The organism is Flavobacterium sp. DSP2-3-1, from assembly GCF_049896865.1.
In the GTDB taxonomy this organism is placed as follows: Bacteria; Bacteroidota; Bacteroidia; order Flavobacteriales; family Flavobacteriaceae; genus Flavobacterium.
Genome location: NZ_JAFCVD010000004.1, coordinates 189,481 through 204,954 on the forward strand (window position 1 = coordinate 189,481; position 15,474 = coordinate 204,954).

The 15,474-nt window shown below is 33.8% G+C and carries 16 protein-coding genes; 8 read left to right on the plus strand and 8 right to left on the minus strand.

Features of this window, described 5'->3' with window-relative positions; genetic code table 11:
- Nucleotides 1-47: 47 nt before the first annotated feature.
- Nucleotides 48-440 carry an START-like domain-containing protein gene (locus tag ACP7AT_RS06460; RefSeq protein WP_091203555.1) on the plus strand — a complete coding sequence of 131 codons (393 nt, stop codon included), beginning with the start codon at nucleotides 48-50 and terminating at the stop codon, nucleotides 438-440.
- Nucleotides 441-494: 54 nt separating this feature from the next.
- The gene (locus ACP7AT_RS06465; protein ID WP_426063512.1) at nucleotides 495-1,334 is read left to right on the plus strand and encodes an aminotransferase class IV; all 840 of its coding nucleotides are present in this window, start codon (nucleotides 495-497) and stop codon (nucleotides 1,332-1,334) included.
- Here the strand turns inward: ACP7AT_RS06465 and ACP7AT_RS06470 are convergent.
- The 5 genes from ACP7AT_RS06470 to ACP7AT_RS06490 form a co-directional block, all read right to left on the minus strand.
- Entirely contained in the window at nucleotides 1,331-1,891 is a 561-nt protein-coding gene (locus tag ACP7AT_RS06470) for a YqgE/AlgH family protein (RefSeq protein WP_426063513.1), read from the minus strand. The genes ACP7AT_RS06465 and ACP7AT_RS06470 overlap by 4 nt on opposite strands.
- 118 nt (nucleotides 1,892-2,009) lie before the next feature.
- A complete protein-coding gene (locus tag ACP7AT_RS06475) occupies nucleotides 2,010-2,282 on the minus strand; it encodes an HU family DNA-binding protein (RefSeq protein WP_073017033.1) in 273 nt (90 codons plus the stop codon).
- A 179-nt stretch (nucleotides 2,283-2,461) separates the two neighbouring features.
- Nucleotides 2,462-3,409, minus strand: a complete 948-nt coding sequence (gene fmt, locus ACP7AT_RS06480; protein ID WP_426063514.1) for a methionyl-tRNA formyltransferase — start codon at nucleotides 3,407-3,409, stop codon at nucleotides 2,462-2,464.
- Nucleotides 3,409-5,304, minus strand: a complete 1,896-nt coding sequence (locus tag ACP7AT_RS06485) for a RecQ family ATP-dependent DNA helicase (protein WP_426063515.1) — start codon at nucleotides 5,302-5,304, stop codon at nucleotides 3,409-3,411. Before ACP7AT_RS06485 ends, fmt begins: the two co-directional genes overlap by 1 nt.
- 59 nt (nucleotides 5,305-5,363) lie before the next feature.
- A complete protein-coding gene (locus ACP7AT_RS06490) occupies nucleotides 5,364-5,903 on the minus strand; it encodes an AAA family ATPase (RefSeq protein WP_426063516.1) in 540 nt (179 codons plus the stop codon).
- A 147-nt stretch (nucleotides 5,904-6,050) separates the two neighbouring features.
- Here ACP7AT_RS06490 and ACP7AT_RS06495 point away from each other — a divergent pair, with 147 nt between their 5' ends.
- The 4 genes from ACP7AT_RS06495 to ACP7AT_RS06510 all read left to right on the plus strand — a co-directional run bounded on the left by ACP7AT_RS06495 (nucleotide 6,051) and on the right by ACP7AT_RS06510 (nucleotide 9,552).
- Entirely contained in the window at nucleotides 6,051-6,335 is a 285-nt protein-coding gene (locus tag ACP7AT_RS06495) for a DUF493 family protein (RefSeq protein WP_426063517.1), read from the plus strand.
- 87 nt (nucleotides 6,336-6,422) lie between these two features.
- The gene (locus tag ACP7AT_RS06500) at nucleotides 6,423-7,148 is read left to right on the plus strand and encodes a DUF4290 domain-containing protein (RefSeq protein ID WP_426063518.1); all 726 of its coding nucleotides are present in this window, start codon (nucleotides 6,423-6,425) and stop codon (nucleotides 7,146-7,148) included.
- Nucleotides 7,149-7,257: 109 nt separating this feature from the next.
- Nucleotides 7,258-8,568 carry a UDP-N-acetylglucosamine 1-carboxyvinyltransferase gene (murA, locus tag ACP7AT_RS06505; RefSeq protein WP_426063519.1) on the plus strand — a complete coding sequence of 437 codons (1,311 nt, stop codon included), beginning with the start codon at nucleotides 7,258-7,260 and terminating at the stop codon, nucleotides 8,566-8,568.
- A gap of 114 nt (nucleotides 8,569-8,682) precedes the next feature.
- On the plus strand, nucleotides 8,683-9,552 hold the full coding sequence (locus tag ACP7AT_RS06510) for a cation diffusion facilitator family transporter (RefSeq protein WP_426063520.1): 870 nt from the start codon (nucleotides 8,683-8,685) through the stop codon (nucleotides 9,550-9,552).
- Nucleotides 9,553-9,709: 157 nt separating this feature from the next.
- Here the strand turns inward: ACP7AT_RS06510 and ACP7AT_RS06515 are convergent, their stop codons facing one another.
- The 3 genes from ACP7AT_RS06515 to ACP7AT_RS06525 form a co-directional block, all read right to left on the minus strand.
- Nucleotides 9,710-12,196: a DUF5686 and carboxypeptidase regulatory-like domain-containing protein gene (locus ACP7AT_RS06515; RefSeq protein WP_426063521.1), complete on the minus strand. Its 2,487-nt coding sequence runs from the start codon at nucleotides 12,194-12,196 to the stop codon at nucleotides 9,710-9,712.
- 94 nt (nucleotides 12,197-12,290) lie between these two features.
- Nucleotides 12,291-12,704 (minus strand): type II 3-dehydroquinate dehydratase, encoded by a 414-nt coding sequence (gene aroQ, locus ACP7AT_RS06520; protein ID WP_426063522.1) that lies wholly within the window; start codon nucleotides 12,702-12,704, stop codon nucleotides 12,291-12,293.
- Nucleotides 12,705-12,867: 163 nt separating this feature from the next.
- On the minus strand, nucleotides 12,868-13,431 hold the full coding sequence (locus ACP7AT_RS06525) for a porin family protein (protein ID WP_426063523.1): 564 nt from the start codon (nucleotides 13,429-13,431) through the stop codon (nucleotides 12,868-12,870).
- Nucleotides 13,432-13,853: 422 nt separating this feature from the next.
- On the opposite strand from ACP7AT_RS06525, the gene ACP7AT_RS06530 reads away from it, so the two are divergent.
- Nucleotides 13,854-14,444, plus strand: a complete 591-nt coding sequence (locus tag ACP7AT_RS06530; RefSeq protein ID WP_426063524.1) for a hypothetical protein — start codon at nucleotides 13,854-13,856, stop codon at nucleotides 14,442-14,444.
- Between the two features lie 76 nt (nucleotides 14,445-14,520).
- Complete coding sequence (gene xerD / locus ACP7AT_RS06535; RefSeq protein ID WP_426063626.1) at nucleotides 14,521-15,432, plus strand: site-specific tyrosine recombinase XerD; 912 nt, start codon at nucleotides 14,521-14,523, stop codon at nucleotides 15,430-15,432.
- Nucleotides 15,433-15,474 lie beyond the last annotated feature (42 nt).

A 15,474-nucleotide genomic window follows, 5' to 3' on the forward strand; every position in this document is an offset into this window, starting at 1 on the left:
TTTATGTAGTTATATTCTATATATTTCCGAAAAATTAAATGTAGCTCATGGATCAAAAAGTACGTTATGAAATCGAGTTCCCCATAAATTCCTCGCCTCAGTTGTTGTATCAATACATATCGACTCCATCCGGTTTGTCTGAGTGGTTTGCCGATAATGTGAATTCTCGTGGTGAATTTTTTACTTTTATTTGGAATGACTCCGAAGAAAAAGCAAGACTAGCCTCAAAAAAAACAGGTGAAAAAGTGAAATTTAAGTGGGTAGATGAAAATAGTAAGGATACCGAGTACTTTTTTGAACTACATATCTTGGTAGATGAACTCACGAAAGACGTTTCTTTAATGGTAGTTGATTTTGCTCTTAAAGATGAAGTCGATGAAGCAACATTGTTGTGGGAAAATCAAATTTCTGATTTGAAACATCTAATAGGTTCTGTGTAAAAAATCATTTTTTATAACTTATATTTGCCCTGAATAAAATTTAGGGCTTTTTTTATGATTAATTTTAATGGAACTATTGTGTCTGAGGATGCCAATATTTTGACACACAACCGTGCTTTTCTATATGGCGACGGAGTTTTTGAAACAGTTAAAATAATAAACAATAAAATTCTTTTTCTGGAGGATCATTATTTTAGACTCATGTCTTCCATGCGAGTTGTTCGAATGGAAATCCCCATGAATTTTACAATGGAGTTTCTGGAAGAACAAATCCTTATTTTAGTTAATAAAAATGGACTGACGTCCTCTTCTCGTGCCAGAATTACAGTGTATAGAAACGATGGAGGATATTATTTACCACAAAATAATACGATTTCTTTTTTAATTTACGCTGTAGCACTTGAAAACACGCTATATTCAATCGAAAAAAAGGAATATGAAGTAGATTTATACAAAGATTTTTACATCACAAAACAATTGCTGTCGTCTATCAAAACGACTAATAAAATCATCAATATAACGGGAAGTATTTTTGCAAATGAAAATGGGTTAGATAATTGTTTATTGCTTAATGACAGTAAGAATATAATTGAAGCACTTCAAGGAAATATCTTTATGCTGATGGGTAATAAATTGATTACCCCACCAGTTTCTGAAGGCTGCTTAAATGGGATTATGAGAAAGCAGATCCTAAGTTTAGCAAAGAAGATAGAAAATTTAGACGTTGTAGAAGAGGTAATCTCTCCATTTGATCTTCAAAAAGCAGATGAATTATTTTTAACTAATGTTATAAAAGGAATACAACCAATAACACAATATCGTAAAAAAACTTTCACCACGAAAATATCTCTTGAACTGTTAGAGAAACTTAACGAAATGATAAGTAGTACCTAATTTAAGTATGGATTTTCTGGAGCGTTTGACCAGATGAGGTATTCCCCACCTAATTCCATGATTTGTTCTTTCCAGAAATGAGTCGCTGATTTTCCAATTATCTTGTTCTCATAGCTATTGGAAGTGATAATCCAGGAATTGTTTTCCATCTCTGATTCTAATTGTTTTTCATCCCAACCAGTATATCCTAAAAAGAATCGGATATTGTCTTTGCTTATTTCTCCTTTATTTATGAGTTCTTTTGTCGATTCAAAATCGCCACCCCAATAAATTCCATTCGATATTTCAATACTGTTAGGAATTAGTTCTGGAATGTTATGTATAAAATATAGGTTGTCTTGTTCCACCGGGCCACCGTTATAAATCTTAAATCGTGCGTCAACATCCGGAATCAAATCGTGGATGGTGTACTTCAATGGTTTATTAATAATAAAACCAACGGATCCTTCTTCGTTATAGTCAGCTAATAAAATTACTGATCTATTGAATGATAAATCCCCAATTATCGTAGGCTCTGCGATAAGCAAATATCCTTTTTTTAATTTGTCTGTAATCATTGGATTGGATTTTTTATTAAATTTAAGTTTTTTATTATAAGAGTGCCAAATAAAATCGTTGAAACGTATAAAAAAACCTTCCAGATGGAAGGTTTTGATTATATAAGGGAGACAAAAATTAGTTTACCGCACCTTCTAATTCTGCACCTGCCTTAAATTTCACTACATTTTTCGCAGCGATTTGGATAGTTTTTCCTGTTTGAGGATTTCTACCGTCTCTAGCAGCTCTAGCAGAAACAGACCATGATCCGAAACCTACTAAAGATACTCTTCCACCTTTTTTCAAAGTACCTCCTACGTTTCCTAAAAATGACTCTAAAGCTAATTTTGCAGCAGCTTTTGTGATTCCTGCATCAGCAGCGATAGCATCGATTAATTCTGATTTGTTCATAATAAATAGTTATTAATTGTTGGTTAAAAAAAATTGTTAATACACAAATTTAGTAGGAAATACGTTCCTTGCAAGCGTTTTATGTTAATTTAGTTTATTTTGTTGATAACTTATTTTTTTTGTTGATAAATCAATGATAATTTCTGATTAAAGTTAAGAAACACCCGTTTTTATTGGTGTTAATAGACTTTTGCATCGGCTGAAAAAGCAATTCCATTCAATAATTCTGTTGTATTCATTTTCTTTTTACCTGGGAACTGTAAATTAAGTATTTGGATAAATCCGTTTTTTACTGCAATTTTCATTTCTTTTTTGCTACAAATCAAACTCCCAACAGCATAATTATGCTCCTCAGAAATTATAGTAGCATCGTATATTTTTACATTCCATTCCTCATTCTTGTCTCCAAAGAAGCACCAAGCCGCAGGATAAGGACTTAAGCCTCGAATCAGATTGTTTATCTCCTGAGCTGATTTTGTCCAATCTATTTTGCAATTTTCTTTGTTGAGTTTGTAGGCTGTTTTTATATCGGCAGTATCTTTTTGAATAACTGTAGATACATTTCCTTTATCAATCATTTTTAAAGTATCAATAACAGTCTTGCTGCCTAATTCTATTAATCGGTCGTGCAAGTTTCCCGCATTTTCATATTCATCTATTGTGATTTCGGAACTTAAGATCATCGCCCCAGTATCAATTTTATCATCGATAAAAAAAGTGGTGACACCCGTTTTAGTTTCCCCATTTATAATTGCCCAATTTATGGGTGCGGCGCCGCGATAATTCGGCAGGAGTGAAGCATGAAGATTAAAAGTTCCTAAAAATGGCATTTCCCAAACAACTTTTGGCAACATTCTAAAGGCGACTACAATTTGTAAATTAGCATTTAATGTTTTCAATTCAGCTAAAAAAGCCTCGTCTTTTAGGTTTAAAGGCTGCAATAAAGGTAGATTGTGATGCAGCGCGTATTCTTTTACTGCTGAATATTTTAATTTTTGTCCACGACCTGCTGGTTTGTCTGCAGCGGTAATAACGCCTACAACCTCGTAGTTATTCTTGATTATGGTATCTAAAATCCCCACTGCAAATTCGGGAGTTCCCATAAAAACAATTCGTAATTTTTCCATTATGATCTTAAAGTATATTTGTTATTTGGTTTGACCAAAATCGTGTTGTTTTCTAATAAATCCTTAAGTACACCGATAACTTCGTCCGGACTATTTTTAGTTTTGTTTTGAATGTCTCTCGAATTTAAATCTTCGGCTTGCAGTAAAGCAATTATTTCTCGTGAAAGCAGCGTGACATCTTTTTTCTTTATATTCTTTGTAATGCAAAACGAGCAAATGCCACAATCAACAGTTGTTTTTTCGCCAAAATAATTTAGAATCAACTTGTTCTTGCATACTTTTTTCTCACTGATGTACTGAATAACAGATTGAAGCTGCTCTTTTTTTAACTGATTTTGATGCTCTAAATATTTTGAGACCCGATTGATAGTTTTGTCATCTTCGCGGACTTCATTAAAAATTAATGTGGCATCATTGTTTTTCGAATGATATTCTATAATTTCTTTTTCTTTCAATTTATGTAAAACAGCCTGAATTTCAGTTTCCTTATGATTTGATTTTTTAGCAATCAATTGTAAATTGAAAGTGGTTTGCATTTCGTAAATTCCGGGATATGTTCTCAATATTGCCAAAATAATTTCCTCGTCGTTCGGATTTAAACTCATGTACCGAATTACCTCCTTGGAAGGAATCAGAAACTGCAACGTGATTTTTTCTGAAAATTCTTGGGACAGGCTAATAATTCCTTGTCGGTCCAGAAATTGCATTGCATTGTATGTTTTAAGTGTTGGGAATTCGTATTTTAAACAAAAATGATGCAAATTAAAGGTAAACTGTTCGTTGATCCCCTCTCCGTAAGCAATTTGAAAATAGTTGCAGAGCTTGACATACATTAACTTCAAGAACTTTTTATCGGGAAGAATGTTGATAAATTGGCTTTGAGCCTGAATACTATCGGAAGGACTGGTCAATAAAACAGCAAAGGCTCTTTCTCCATTTCGTCCCGCACGTCCCGCTTCCTGATAATAATTTTCCATATTTTCCGGAAGCTGAATGTGGATTACCGTTTTTACATTGGCTTTGTCAATTCCCATTCCAAAGGCATTGGTAGCCACAATTACCTGCACTTCTTCGTTCATCCAGGATTGCATGTTTCTGTCTTTCTCTTTGGACGAAAGTCCGCCGTGATAATACGTAGCTTTAAATCCTAATGAATTCAATTGCGAGGAAATATCCAGACACGATTTTCTGTTTCGCGCATATATTATAGACGGTTGTGGATTTTTTTTCAAAATTTGCTCTATTCGGAACAGTTTATCCTCGACCTCAAAAATCATGTAAGCAATATTTTCCCTGGCAAATGATTTCTCGAAAATCTGTGGTTTATGTAATCCCAACTCAATGATAATATCTTCTTTGACCCTTGGCATAGCAGTGGCAGTCAATGCTAAAAAGGGCACTTTTGGAAAATGCTTTTTTAGTTCCGAAATTTTTAAATAAGCTGGCCGGAAATCATGTCCCCATTGTGAGACGCAATGCGCTTCATCTATGGTGATTAAATTGATGGGAAGATTTATTATTCGTTCCAAAATCCAGTCGGATTGTAGACGTTCCGGTGATAAATAAAGGAATTTATAATTTCCGAATTGGCAATTGTCCAGTAAATCAATCATTTCCTCGGATCGTATCCCGCCTGTCAATGCTATGGCTTTGATGTTTCGCTTTTGCAAATTGGCTACTTGATCTTTCATCAGTGCTACCAAAGGCGAAATGACTAAGCAAATGCCTTCATTCATTATAGCCGGAATCTGAAAACAAACTGATTTTCCACCGCCGGTTGGCATCAATGCAAAAGTATCATGACCGCTTAAAACAGAGTCGATGATTTCGTATTGTAGCGACCTGAATTTGTCGTGTTTCCAATATTTTTGAAGAATAGCTACTGCTTCTTGCATAGAGTATAGATTTCATTTCATTGAAAAACAGTCCAAAGCATAAATCCTAAACCTGCAGACTATTTAGAAATTTCATCTAAGATAAAAAGAATTCTTTTATCCATCGTGTCTTTTGGAACTTCTATGAGTTCGTAACCGTAATTCTGGTAAGTTTCAGTAAGGTGATTATAAATAAGTTTCGCTTGTTCGAAGTTTTCGTAACGTTCGTCATCGCTGATGTAAATTTCCTCCCAAGGCGGAAGAATGAAGATTTTTGAATAGGTATGTTCGCGGCAAGCGGCATCAAAAGTAGCAGGGTAACTATCGCCAATATAATGCATATAGGCCAAAACATCCGGAATTCCTCTGTCGATAAATACCACTTCATGAGACTCTTTTACAGCATTTTGAAACTGTTTTTTTCTTCCTTCAAGAAGTAATTCGCTGAATAACAATGGTTTTTCAAGGAACAATTGCTCGATTCCTTGCTTTTTTGCTTCCAAAGTTACCTCGCGGGAAATTTCGGGATAACAACAATGTCCTTTAGCGACCAATCCGTCGATGATAGTGGTTTTACCGGTTCCTGGACCGCCAATGATAACTATAATTTCTTTTTGCACTTTTAAAAAATAAGGCGCAAAATTACTTAAACTAATTGGGATTTGAAAAAATCATTACGGTTAAAATGCGATTAGACAAAAAATCATAATTCAAAATTCATAATTTACGTTTGAAACCGTATATTTGCCTTTATTTTTAAATAAAAAATGGATAAGAAGACTGAAGAATTTTATGATAGATTAAAAGTAGAGTTGGACATGAGCAATACATGGCCAGCAGAGTACTTATTTAAATTTATTGTACCAACAGAAAATGATAACATTGAACGAGTGGAATTGGCATTTGATTGTTTGGGCGCAGTTATTAAAACTACAAAATCCAAAACAGGAAAATTCACTAGCATATCGGTTGATGTTACTATGAAAAATTCGCAAGAAATAGTAGATAAATACTTAGAAGTTTCTACAATAGACGGTATTATTTCCCTTTAAATACAACATAAAATTTTTGATTTGCTGCCTTCGAATGGATTTAATTTTCGAAAAAAAGCATGAGAATCAAAATAGATACATTCGAATATGAATTCAAAATATATTAAAGAAAACTCGAACGATGTCGTGCATCATTTGGAATACAATGCCGAGAGATCGCATTTGATTATTCCGGAGTACGGCCGTCATTTGCAGAAATTGATTGATCAAGCGACTAAAATTGAAGATAATGTAGAACGCAACAAAGCGGCAAAATACATTATTCAGGTCATGGGAAGTTTGAATCCACATTTGCGTGATGTTCCTGATTTTCAGCATAAATTGTGGGATCAGATTTTTATTATGTCTGATTTTAAATTAGTGGCTGATTCACCTTATCCAATTCCATCGCGCGAAGTGTTGCAATTGAAACCGGATGTTTTAAAATACCCACAGAATTTTCCAAAATACAGATTTTACGGCAACAATATCAAATATATGATTGATGTGGCCAATAAATGGGAAGATGGCGAGATGAAAAGTGCTCTAGTGAAAGTGATTGCCAATCACATGAAAAAATCGTATTTAAGTTGGAACAAAGACACTGTGAAAGATGATGTAATTTTCGAGCATTTATATGAACTTTCCGATGGCAAATTGAATTTGATTCAAAGTACAGAGGAATTATTAAATACCACCGATTTATTACGAACCAACAAACGGGTTTCGAATAAAATCTTACCGGTTGGCCAACCAAAAATTCTTAGTAACAAGAATACGAAAACTGGAAAACCAAATCCAGTTCACAAAAATCAAAACAGAAAACCTTTGTAAATCAGTTATAAATTAAGAGTATTTAGGTTATTAATTTTTTAAGAAATAACTTTTTACTCGTAACTTTTTAACTCATATCTAAATAATTTATAACTCATAATTGTAAAAAATGGGAATTTTCAAAATAGAAGGAGGCATTAGTCTTAAAGGAGAAATCACGCCACAAGGAGCTAAAAACGAAGCGCTACAAATTTTATGTGCCGTTCTTTTAACACCGGAAAAAGTGATTATCAATAATATTCCCGATATTATAGATATTAACAAACTAATTACACTTTTAGGAAATTTAGGTGTTAAAATCCAAAAAACAGGATCAGGATCGTATACTTTTCAAGCGGATGAAGTGAACATAAACTATCTGGAAACCGAGGCATTCAAGAAAGAAGGTGGGTCTCTAAGAGGTTCTATTATGATTGTTGGACCACTTTTGGCACGATTTGGAAAAGGATATATACCGAAACCAGGCGGTGATAAAATAGGTCGCAGAAGATTGGATACTCACTTTGAAGGATTCATGAATCTGGGTGCTAAATTCCGTTACAATAGAGAAGATCATTTTTATGGCGTAGAAGCACCAAAAGGATTAAAAGGTGCCGATATGTTATTAGACGAAGCATCTGTAACCGGAACCGCTAATATTGTTATGGCTGCAGTTTTGGCCAAAGGAAAAACAACCGTTTATAATGCTGCTTGCGAGCCTTACTTGCAACAATTGTGCAAGATGCTAAATTGCATGGGAGCTAAAATTTCCGGCGTTGGATCTAACTTATTGACCATTGAAGGGGTTGAAAGTTTAGGCGGTTGCGAGCACAGAATTCTTCCGGATATGATTGAAATTGGGAGCTGGATTGGTCTGGCTGCAATGACAAAATCGGAAATTACGATAAAGGATGTAAGTTGGGATAATCTTGGAGTAATCCCTAATACGTTTCGAAAACTTGGGATTACATTGGAACGTCGTGGAGATGATATTTACATTCCTGCTCACGTAGATGGGTATGAAGTGAAAACAGATATTGACGGTTCTATTTTGACAATTGCTGATGCGCCCTGGCCCGGATTTACCCCAGATTTGTTAAGCATCGTCTTAGTAGTTGCCACTCAAGCAAGAGGTGATGTTTTAATTCACCAAAAAATGTTTGAAAGCAGATTGTTTTTTGTTGATAAACTGATTGATATGGGAGCAAAAATTATGTTGTGTGATCCGCACCGTGCTGTTGTTATGGGGCACGATTTTAAATCTCAACTTAAAGCAACCACAATGTCATCACCAGATATTCGTGCCGGAATCTCATTATTGATTGCAGCGCTTTCCGCAAAAGGAACCAGTACTATTCAAAACATTGAACAAATCGATAGAGGGTACGAGCGTATTGATGAACGATTGAGAGCCATTGGTGCTAATATTGTTAGAGCATAAATAACATAAATCATAAAAAAATATCGTTTAAGTAAGCTAGAAAGGATTTAAATCTAAAATTCAATTCAGTTTACTTAAACGATTTTAGTTTCCATTCATCTATAAATAAAATACATGTCAAGCGAACAAACAGCGATAAAAGCGACTTATTTTAGTATAATTGGAAATACATCTTTGGCCATTATAAAAGGTCTGGCAGGTTTTTTTGGAAATTCGTATGCATTAATTGCAGACGCAATTGAATCAACTACTGATATTTTTTCTTCATTTTTAGTCCTGTTCGGAATCAAATATTCCAACAGACCAGCGGATAAAAACCATCCTTACGGACACGGCAGGGCAGAACCATTGATTACTTTTTTGGTTGTAGGTTTTTTGATTACTTCGGCAACTATTATTGCTTATGAAAGTATTATCAATATTGGAACGCCACATCAATTGCCAAAACCGTGGACATTATTAGTTCTTGGGGCAATCATTGTTTGGAAAGAATATTCTTTTCGAATAGTGATGAAACGCAGTATTGAAACCAATAGTTCGTCACTAAGAGCTGATGCTTGGCACCATCGCAGTGATGCAATAACATCTGTTGCGGCGTTTCTTGGGATTTCTATTGCTTTGATTTTAGGAAATGGTTATGAATCTGCTGATGATTGGGCGGCACTTTTTGCTTCAGGATTCATACTTTATAACAGTTACCTTATTTTTAGACCCGCTTTGGGCGAAATAATGGATGAACATTTATACGATGATTTGATAGAACAAATCCGAATGGTTTCAATTCAAGTGGACGGAATTATTGATACCGAGAAATGTTTTATTCGAAAAGCTGGTATGCAATATCATGTGGATTTACATGCTACAGTTGATTCAAATATTACTGTGAAAGAAGGACACGATCTGGCTCATAAACTAAAAGACACCTTGCAGGAAGAAATTCCGGAACTGGGACATGTGTTGATTCATGTGGAACCAAATGATTAGTTATTAATCAAATAAAATAAAAAAAGGCACCGAAACTATTTTCTGGTGCCTTTCTTAATTTGTTGGGATTTTGTTACATCAAACGCAGTCAAGATGCAATAATGGTTCTCGATTTCGCTCGAACTGACAATAGGACTCAATCATTAAAATTATTTTTTTACTCCAATATATTCAAAAACTTAAGCCCAAAAACAACTCCGTCACCTTGAAAACCATTTTGGTACGAACGAACATAATCTACACGAAGCATTTTAAATTTACCAAAACCTAAATTGTCCAGCCCAACTGTCATTTCAGTGTAAGGTTTGTTATTGGGTGTAGAAAGTGCATGAGCACCCAGTATCAAAGTTGATTTTAGTTTGTTCAACAATGGTATTTTATTCATGATATAGCCTTTGTCATTGTATTCAATATGCGCTTCAAAATAGCTGTCATTCGTACTGTTAGAATAATATGGGAGCAAGTTAAATACATTCAAATAACGCGCTGATTGTCCAATATGGGTTTGGTTTCCATTGAAATGCTTGAAGTCTATAAAAGCAATATTGTCCGCATTCAAAAACTTTCCCGCTTTTAGATTCAACCCTACAACTCCTTTATTTCCTAATGTCAAATCATACGTTAATCGGGTGTTGAAATGGTCGAACTCATATTTCTTTTCGTTGGCTGCAATTGCTTTTTCATAGCCTAAATATAGAGTTGGAAATTTTTCATTTCGGATGTTAAATTTCCCATCAGGACGGGAAGAATACTTGTTTCCAAAATTGATTTTTGCAATCAAATTTACTTTTGTCAAATGGTGTTTATCAAAAGCTGGAGTTGTGAAATCATTAGGTGCCAAAGGATTATTCGAAGTGTATAAATCGTCCTTGTTGAACAACGAAAAATCAGTATTATTGAATAATGGTTTGCGTTGCTGATACTCTAACTTTCCATTCAGGTTCACTCCATTTGCAATATCCTGGCTGTAGCCAATTGCCACCGATTCCAGATTATACAACTTCATAAAATTGTTCTTAAAAATTAATGAACTAATCGTGTTTACAGTTTTACTAATAGGATCATTCGTATTAAATTGCTTTAAGGAACTTCCGCCCATCATATATAAGGTAGCAAAATTTTGATTGTTGAACCGGTGGATAAATTGTCCGGTGACACGCAAACGATCTTCAGCGAAACCGTAATTAAGTTTAGTACTGATGGAAGTGTATATTCCTCTATATTCCTGATTTTTCCTGTTGGTGTATCGAAACCCAGAATCAAAATTATATCCTTGTACGGTATTGAAACTTAGTGAACCAAGATTCAATAATCCTTCGTAACTAAAACTCTGTTTTTCAGCACTATTCTTATACGTGTAACCGGTCAGTACCTTTAATAATTTAAATTTATTTTCTTTTGCATCTATCGAATCCAAGTATTTTTCTGAATTTCGAACCTTGTAAATGCTATCTTTTCTAACATAATCAGTGCTTTCTTCGATTGTTAACGGAATGGGTCTGTTGGAATTCCAGAACAAGCTGTCTTTTTTATTGGCATTTATTTCGATGCGCGTAATTTCATTTGTAAATGTTTTGGAAGCAAATGCATCTATAAATTCATAATTGCTATACACGTAATTGTATTTTCCGGTAAATTTTATCCCAAAAGCGCCTGCTGTAATTTCGAGACTTTGTGTGTTTTTTGCCCAAATTTTATTGCTGCTGTTGTAGCTGAAATTTTGTTTTAAGGTCATCACATCGACAAATTCCTCTTTCATTCGGTAGCCTTTTATATCCAGATCAACTGCGTAAACCGCCCAGGAATCTTCCACTATATAAATGTATCCCTCAAAAACGGGCTCGCTGTCACGCTTTGCTATCACTTTTATTTTGTTGATCATATTTTTATTCTCGTCAAAAAACGTGCTTTCTAAGGTGTAATTATAGTAATTGAAAGCGTTGTTTGCTATCGGAGAAATCATTTGGACACCAAAATCGATGGTATTGTCATAAAAGTCGTAGAATGAAGATCTGGCAGTATTGTAGCTGTAACCATTATCTCTGCCACTTACTTTTGAGGCAGTAACAACTTCTTTTAAGTTGTTGGGTTTTTCAAAAGCTATTTTCGAAAAGGTTTCCGATAAGGAAATAATGCCGGTTCCGGTAGAATCTAAAGCGCCATCAAAGTCACCAATTTTTTGGCCTAATATTTTTTTCGGGGCATTTTTTAATTTAAAAATACCTCTGGAATAAAAGTCAGCGTTGAATCGGTTGGTTTTTAAAGTGTTTACTTTTCTGCTGGCAATAGCATTTTTTATAATCGCCAAAGCGGGATTGTTTTTCTTATTGATAATCACTTCATTCAGTGAAAAACTTTCTTCCTCCATTTTTATATTTAATGAATAAGGCAATTTATCAGTTTGTATTATTATTTTTTGGGTTTTAAAACCTAAAAATTGAAAGACAACCGTTTGTTTTTCTTTTTTCTTTAAAGTAAATTCATAGTTTCCTCGTTCATTTGAAGTGGTCCCATTGTAAGTGTCTTCCTGAAAAATAGTGACAAAAGGTAATGGGTTTCCTTTTTCGTCCGTGACAGTTCCTTTTATTTGTGCATTGCTAACAAATGAAACTAAGAAAAGCAGTAGTAAGTAATGTTTTTTCATGAAAGTTTTTTCTTTCACAAAAATAATAGAAGTTTAAAAATAGCGTATTAATTATTTGTTAAAGATTTATTTGGGAGGTAATTATAATTTAAAACTATAAAAAAGACTGTACTGCTAACTCGTAACTTTTTAAACCAAAACCCAAAATAACACCTTTGGCATTTCCTGAAATGTAGGATTGATGTCTAAAACTTTCACGGGAAAATGTGTTCGAAATATGGACTTCAATAACAGGCGTAGTAATGGCCTTGATAGCGTCGCCGATTCCGATAGAAGTGTGCGTGTATGCTCCGGCATTCAAGATAATGCCATCGAATGAAAAACCAAATTCCTGAATTTTATCAATTAACTCGCCTTCAATATTACTTTGAAAATAAGTGAATTCTACTGAAGGAAATTTTATTTGTAAGGTGGTGAAATATTCTTCAAAAGTTTGACTTCCGTAAACTTCTGGTTCACGTTTGCCAAGAAGATTAAGGTTTGGTCCGTTGATGATGCTGATTTTCATACGTAGTTAATATTTGTTTTTTATTTGAATATGGAATTCGCATATGACTTATCTGGTTTTCATTACATCTCCGATATGCTCATTTTATAATTCCTGTTTTGGTAAAAATAAAAAAACCGTTCCAATTTATAGAACGGTTTTAATAAATTTAATTTTATTATTTCTAGAATGTAAATCCCGCTGAAATCTGAAGCACTGAGTTTTTTACTTCTGCCTCTTTTGAAGCTTCTGTTAGTCCTAAAACGTAGCGACCTTGAAGAAAAATGTTTTTTGTTACATTTAAAGTTAAACCTCCGGCTACGCCAAATTCAAATGTTTCAGCATTTTTTACATCAAATTCATTTCTTTCACTCAACAAAAAGGAAGCCTGTGGTCCAAGATCTAAACTGACGGTCTTGTTAAAATGTATTTTGGCTAAAACAGGAATGGATAAATAACCTAATTCGTTTTTGAATTCTTCAAATGCATTTTTATAAGTTGCTCCCTGCGTAGAGTACAGTAACTCGGGTTGTATAGAAAAGCCATCAGTTAGTTTAAGTTCAGCTACCAAACCTGCATGGTAACTGGTAATAGCGTCAGTATTATAATTGTCACTATTTACGGTGATGTTACTTCCTGATTGATTGGCGTAGTTTATACCACCTTTTAATCCAAATTTAACCAATTGTGCTTGCATGTCTACTGATGCTGCGAGTAAAACTACTGCTGCTAGAATTATTTTTTTCATAATTTGTTTTTTTAATATTAATTAGTATTTATTGAAATGGGACTTTTGATTAAAACTATTTTGTTGAATAATTATTGTCTTATTGATCTACCATATCTTAAAGCAAATATTAGTCCAAAAATATTGACAAATTATTATTTAAAGTTCCTATTGCAGAAAATTTAAATATAAACTAAGCTTTTTTTGTTTTAAATTAATGCAATACAGTCGTTTATCGGTATATCTATTTTTGATTATTTTAAATATTTTTTTATTATTATTTTACTGATAGCTGTAATTAAATAAAAATAATTGTGTCAAAAGTACCTTGACGTTGACAATAAATTTTCAATAAAAATGTTAATAACTTGTAATGGTAGGAAGTGTATTACTTTAAAATTAATATACTTTTATATCCTTATTAATAACAAATTAAAAAAAAAATGAAAAAAATTATTTTATCGGTATTTATTGCTTTATTGAGTCTCAGTGGCTATGCACAAAAAGAAGGCGGTTTTAGAGTTGGTCTGGATTTAGGAATTGTACCTACCAATGGTGGTGGCGGTATACTTTTATCTTTGGAACCAAAATACAACATCAAAGATAATATGAATGTTGGTTTAAGAATAGGAGTAGCTGCGATTGTTCGCGATGTAAATGATTCTGGTGGCACTACTAGTGCAAAAGCCTCAGCTAACGGCTCATATGTGGCCACTTATGATTATTATTTTAATGCGTCAGGGAAGTCTTTTGTTCCTTACATTGGAGCTGGCGCGGGATATTATAGTATCGCAAATGTACAGTTTGATGATACAAATAATTCTTCTGGTGTAAATGTAGATGCAAGCGGTAAAGCGGGAGCATTGGTAAGAGGTGGTTTTGAGTGGGGAAAATTCAGAATGGGATTAGAGTATAATTTAGTGCCTAAATCTACTTTACAAGATATCAATGGCAATAATAAGGGAACTGTAGCTAATTCCTATGTAGGAATCCATTTAGGATTTTATGTGGGTGGTGGCAAATGGGGAAAATAATTTTTTCGCATCAAAATAAGTAAAAACCACTCTTCGGAGTGGTTTTTTTATGCTCAAAAAGTGTTTCTTTGTAGCCATGAATTGGGATAGCTACATAAAAAATTATCAATCGTATTTAAAAATTGAACGCGGTTTGTCGAAGAATACAATAGAAAACTATTCTTTTGATATTGAACGTTTGTGCCTTTTTTTAGAGACAAATGAAATCGATGTTTCCCCAATTAATATTAGTGATGAAACCGTGCAACAGTTTATTTATAACGTTGCAAAAGAAGTCAATCCGCGTTCGCAAGCCAGAATTATTTCTGGTCTGAAAAGTTTTTTCAGCTATTTGATTTTTGAAGATTATAGAATTGACAATCCGTTAGAATTAATCGAAACACCTAAAACAGGGCGAAAACTTCCGGATACTTTATCTGTAGAAGAGATTGATCGACTTATCGCAGCTATTGATTTAAGCTCTAATGAAGGAGAGCGCAACCGTGCGATGGTCGAAACCCTTTATGGTTGCGGAATTCGGGTTTCGGAATTAGTTGCATTAAAAATATCGGATTTATTTTTTGATGAAGGTTTTATCAAAATAACTGGGAAAGGGAATAAACAACGTTTCGTTCCAATCAGTGATTTTACGCAAAAATACATTCAGATGTATAGTAATACTATTCGAAAACATCTTACAATTCAAAAGGGTTTTGAAGACACATTGTTTTTAAATAGAAGAGGAAAACAATTGACACGAGCTATGATTTTTACGATTATCAAGAACTTGGCTGTAAAAATTGATCTTTATAAAACAATCAGTCCACATACTTTACGTCATTCTTTTGCGACTCATCTTCTTGAAAACGGTGCTGATTTGCGTTCGATACAGTTGATGCTGGGTCATGAATCCATAACTACCACAGAGATATATGTGCACCTTGACAGAAGGTTTCTAGCAAATGTTCTGAATTCATTTCATCCAAGAAAATTGTTGGACGACAAATAACATTGCTGCATTATAAAATAAAAAAAAACGTATCGATTTTAC

Coding starts and splice junctions, on each gene's coding strand:
- ACP7AT_RS06460 (WP_091203555.1), top strand. CDS start 48: ATGGATCAAAAAGTACGTTATGAAATCGAGTTCCCCATAAATTCCTCG.
- ACP7AT_RS06465 (WP_426063512.1), top strand. CDS start 495: ATGATTAATTTTAATGGAACTATTGTGTCTGAGGATGCCAATATTTTG.
- ACP7AT_RS06470 (WP_426063513.1), bottom strand. CDS start 1,891: ATGATTACAGACAAATTAAAAAAAGGATATTTGCTTATCGCAGAGCCT.
- ACP7AT_RS06475 (WP_073017033.1), bottom strand. CDS start 2,282: ATGAACAAATCAGAATTAATCGATGCTATCGCTGCTGATGCAGGAATC.
- fmt (WP_426063514.1), bottom strand. CDS start 3,409: ATGGAAAAATTACGAATTGTTTTTATGGGAACTCCCGAATTTGCAGTG.
- ACP7AT_RS06485 (WP_426063515.1), bottom strand. CDS start 5,304: ATGCAAGAAGCAGTAGCTATTCTTCAAAAATATTGGAAACACGACAAA.
- ACP7AT_RS06495 (WP_426063517.1), top strand. CDS start 6,051: ATGGATAAGAAGACTGAAGAATTTTATGATAGATTAAAAGTAGAGTTG.
- ACP7AT_RS06500 (WP_426063518.1), top strand. CDS start 6,423: ATGAATTCAAAATATATTAAAGAAAACTCGAACGATGTCGTGCATCAT.
- murA (WP_426063519.1), top strand. CDS start 7,258: ATGGGAATTTTCAAAATAGAAGGAGGCATTAGTCTTAAAGGAGAAATC.
- ACP7AT_RS06510 (WP_426063520.1), top strand. CDS start 8,683: ATGTCAAGCGAACAAACAGCGATAAAAGCGACTTATTTTAGTATAATT.
- ACP7AT_RS06515 (WP_426063521.1), bottom strand. CDS start 12,196: ATGAAAAAACATTACTTACTACTGCTTTTCTTAGTTTCATTTGTTAGC.
- aroQ (WP_426063522.1), bottom strand. CDS start 12,704: ATGAAAATCAGCATCATCAACGGACCAAACCTTAATCTTCTTGGCAAA.
- ACP7AT_RS06525 (WP_426063523.1), bottom strand. CDS start 13,431: ATGAAAAAAATAATTCTAGCAGCAGTAGTTTTACTCGCAGCATCAGTA.
- ACP7AT_RS06530 (WP_426063524.1), top strand. CDS start 13,854: ATGAAAAAAATTATTTTATCGGTATTTATTGCTTTATTGAGTCTCAGT.
- xerD (WP_426063626.1), top strand. CDS start 14,521: ATGAATTGGGATAGCTACATAAAAAATTATCAATCGTATTTAAAAATT.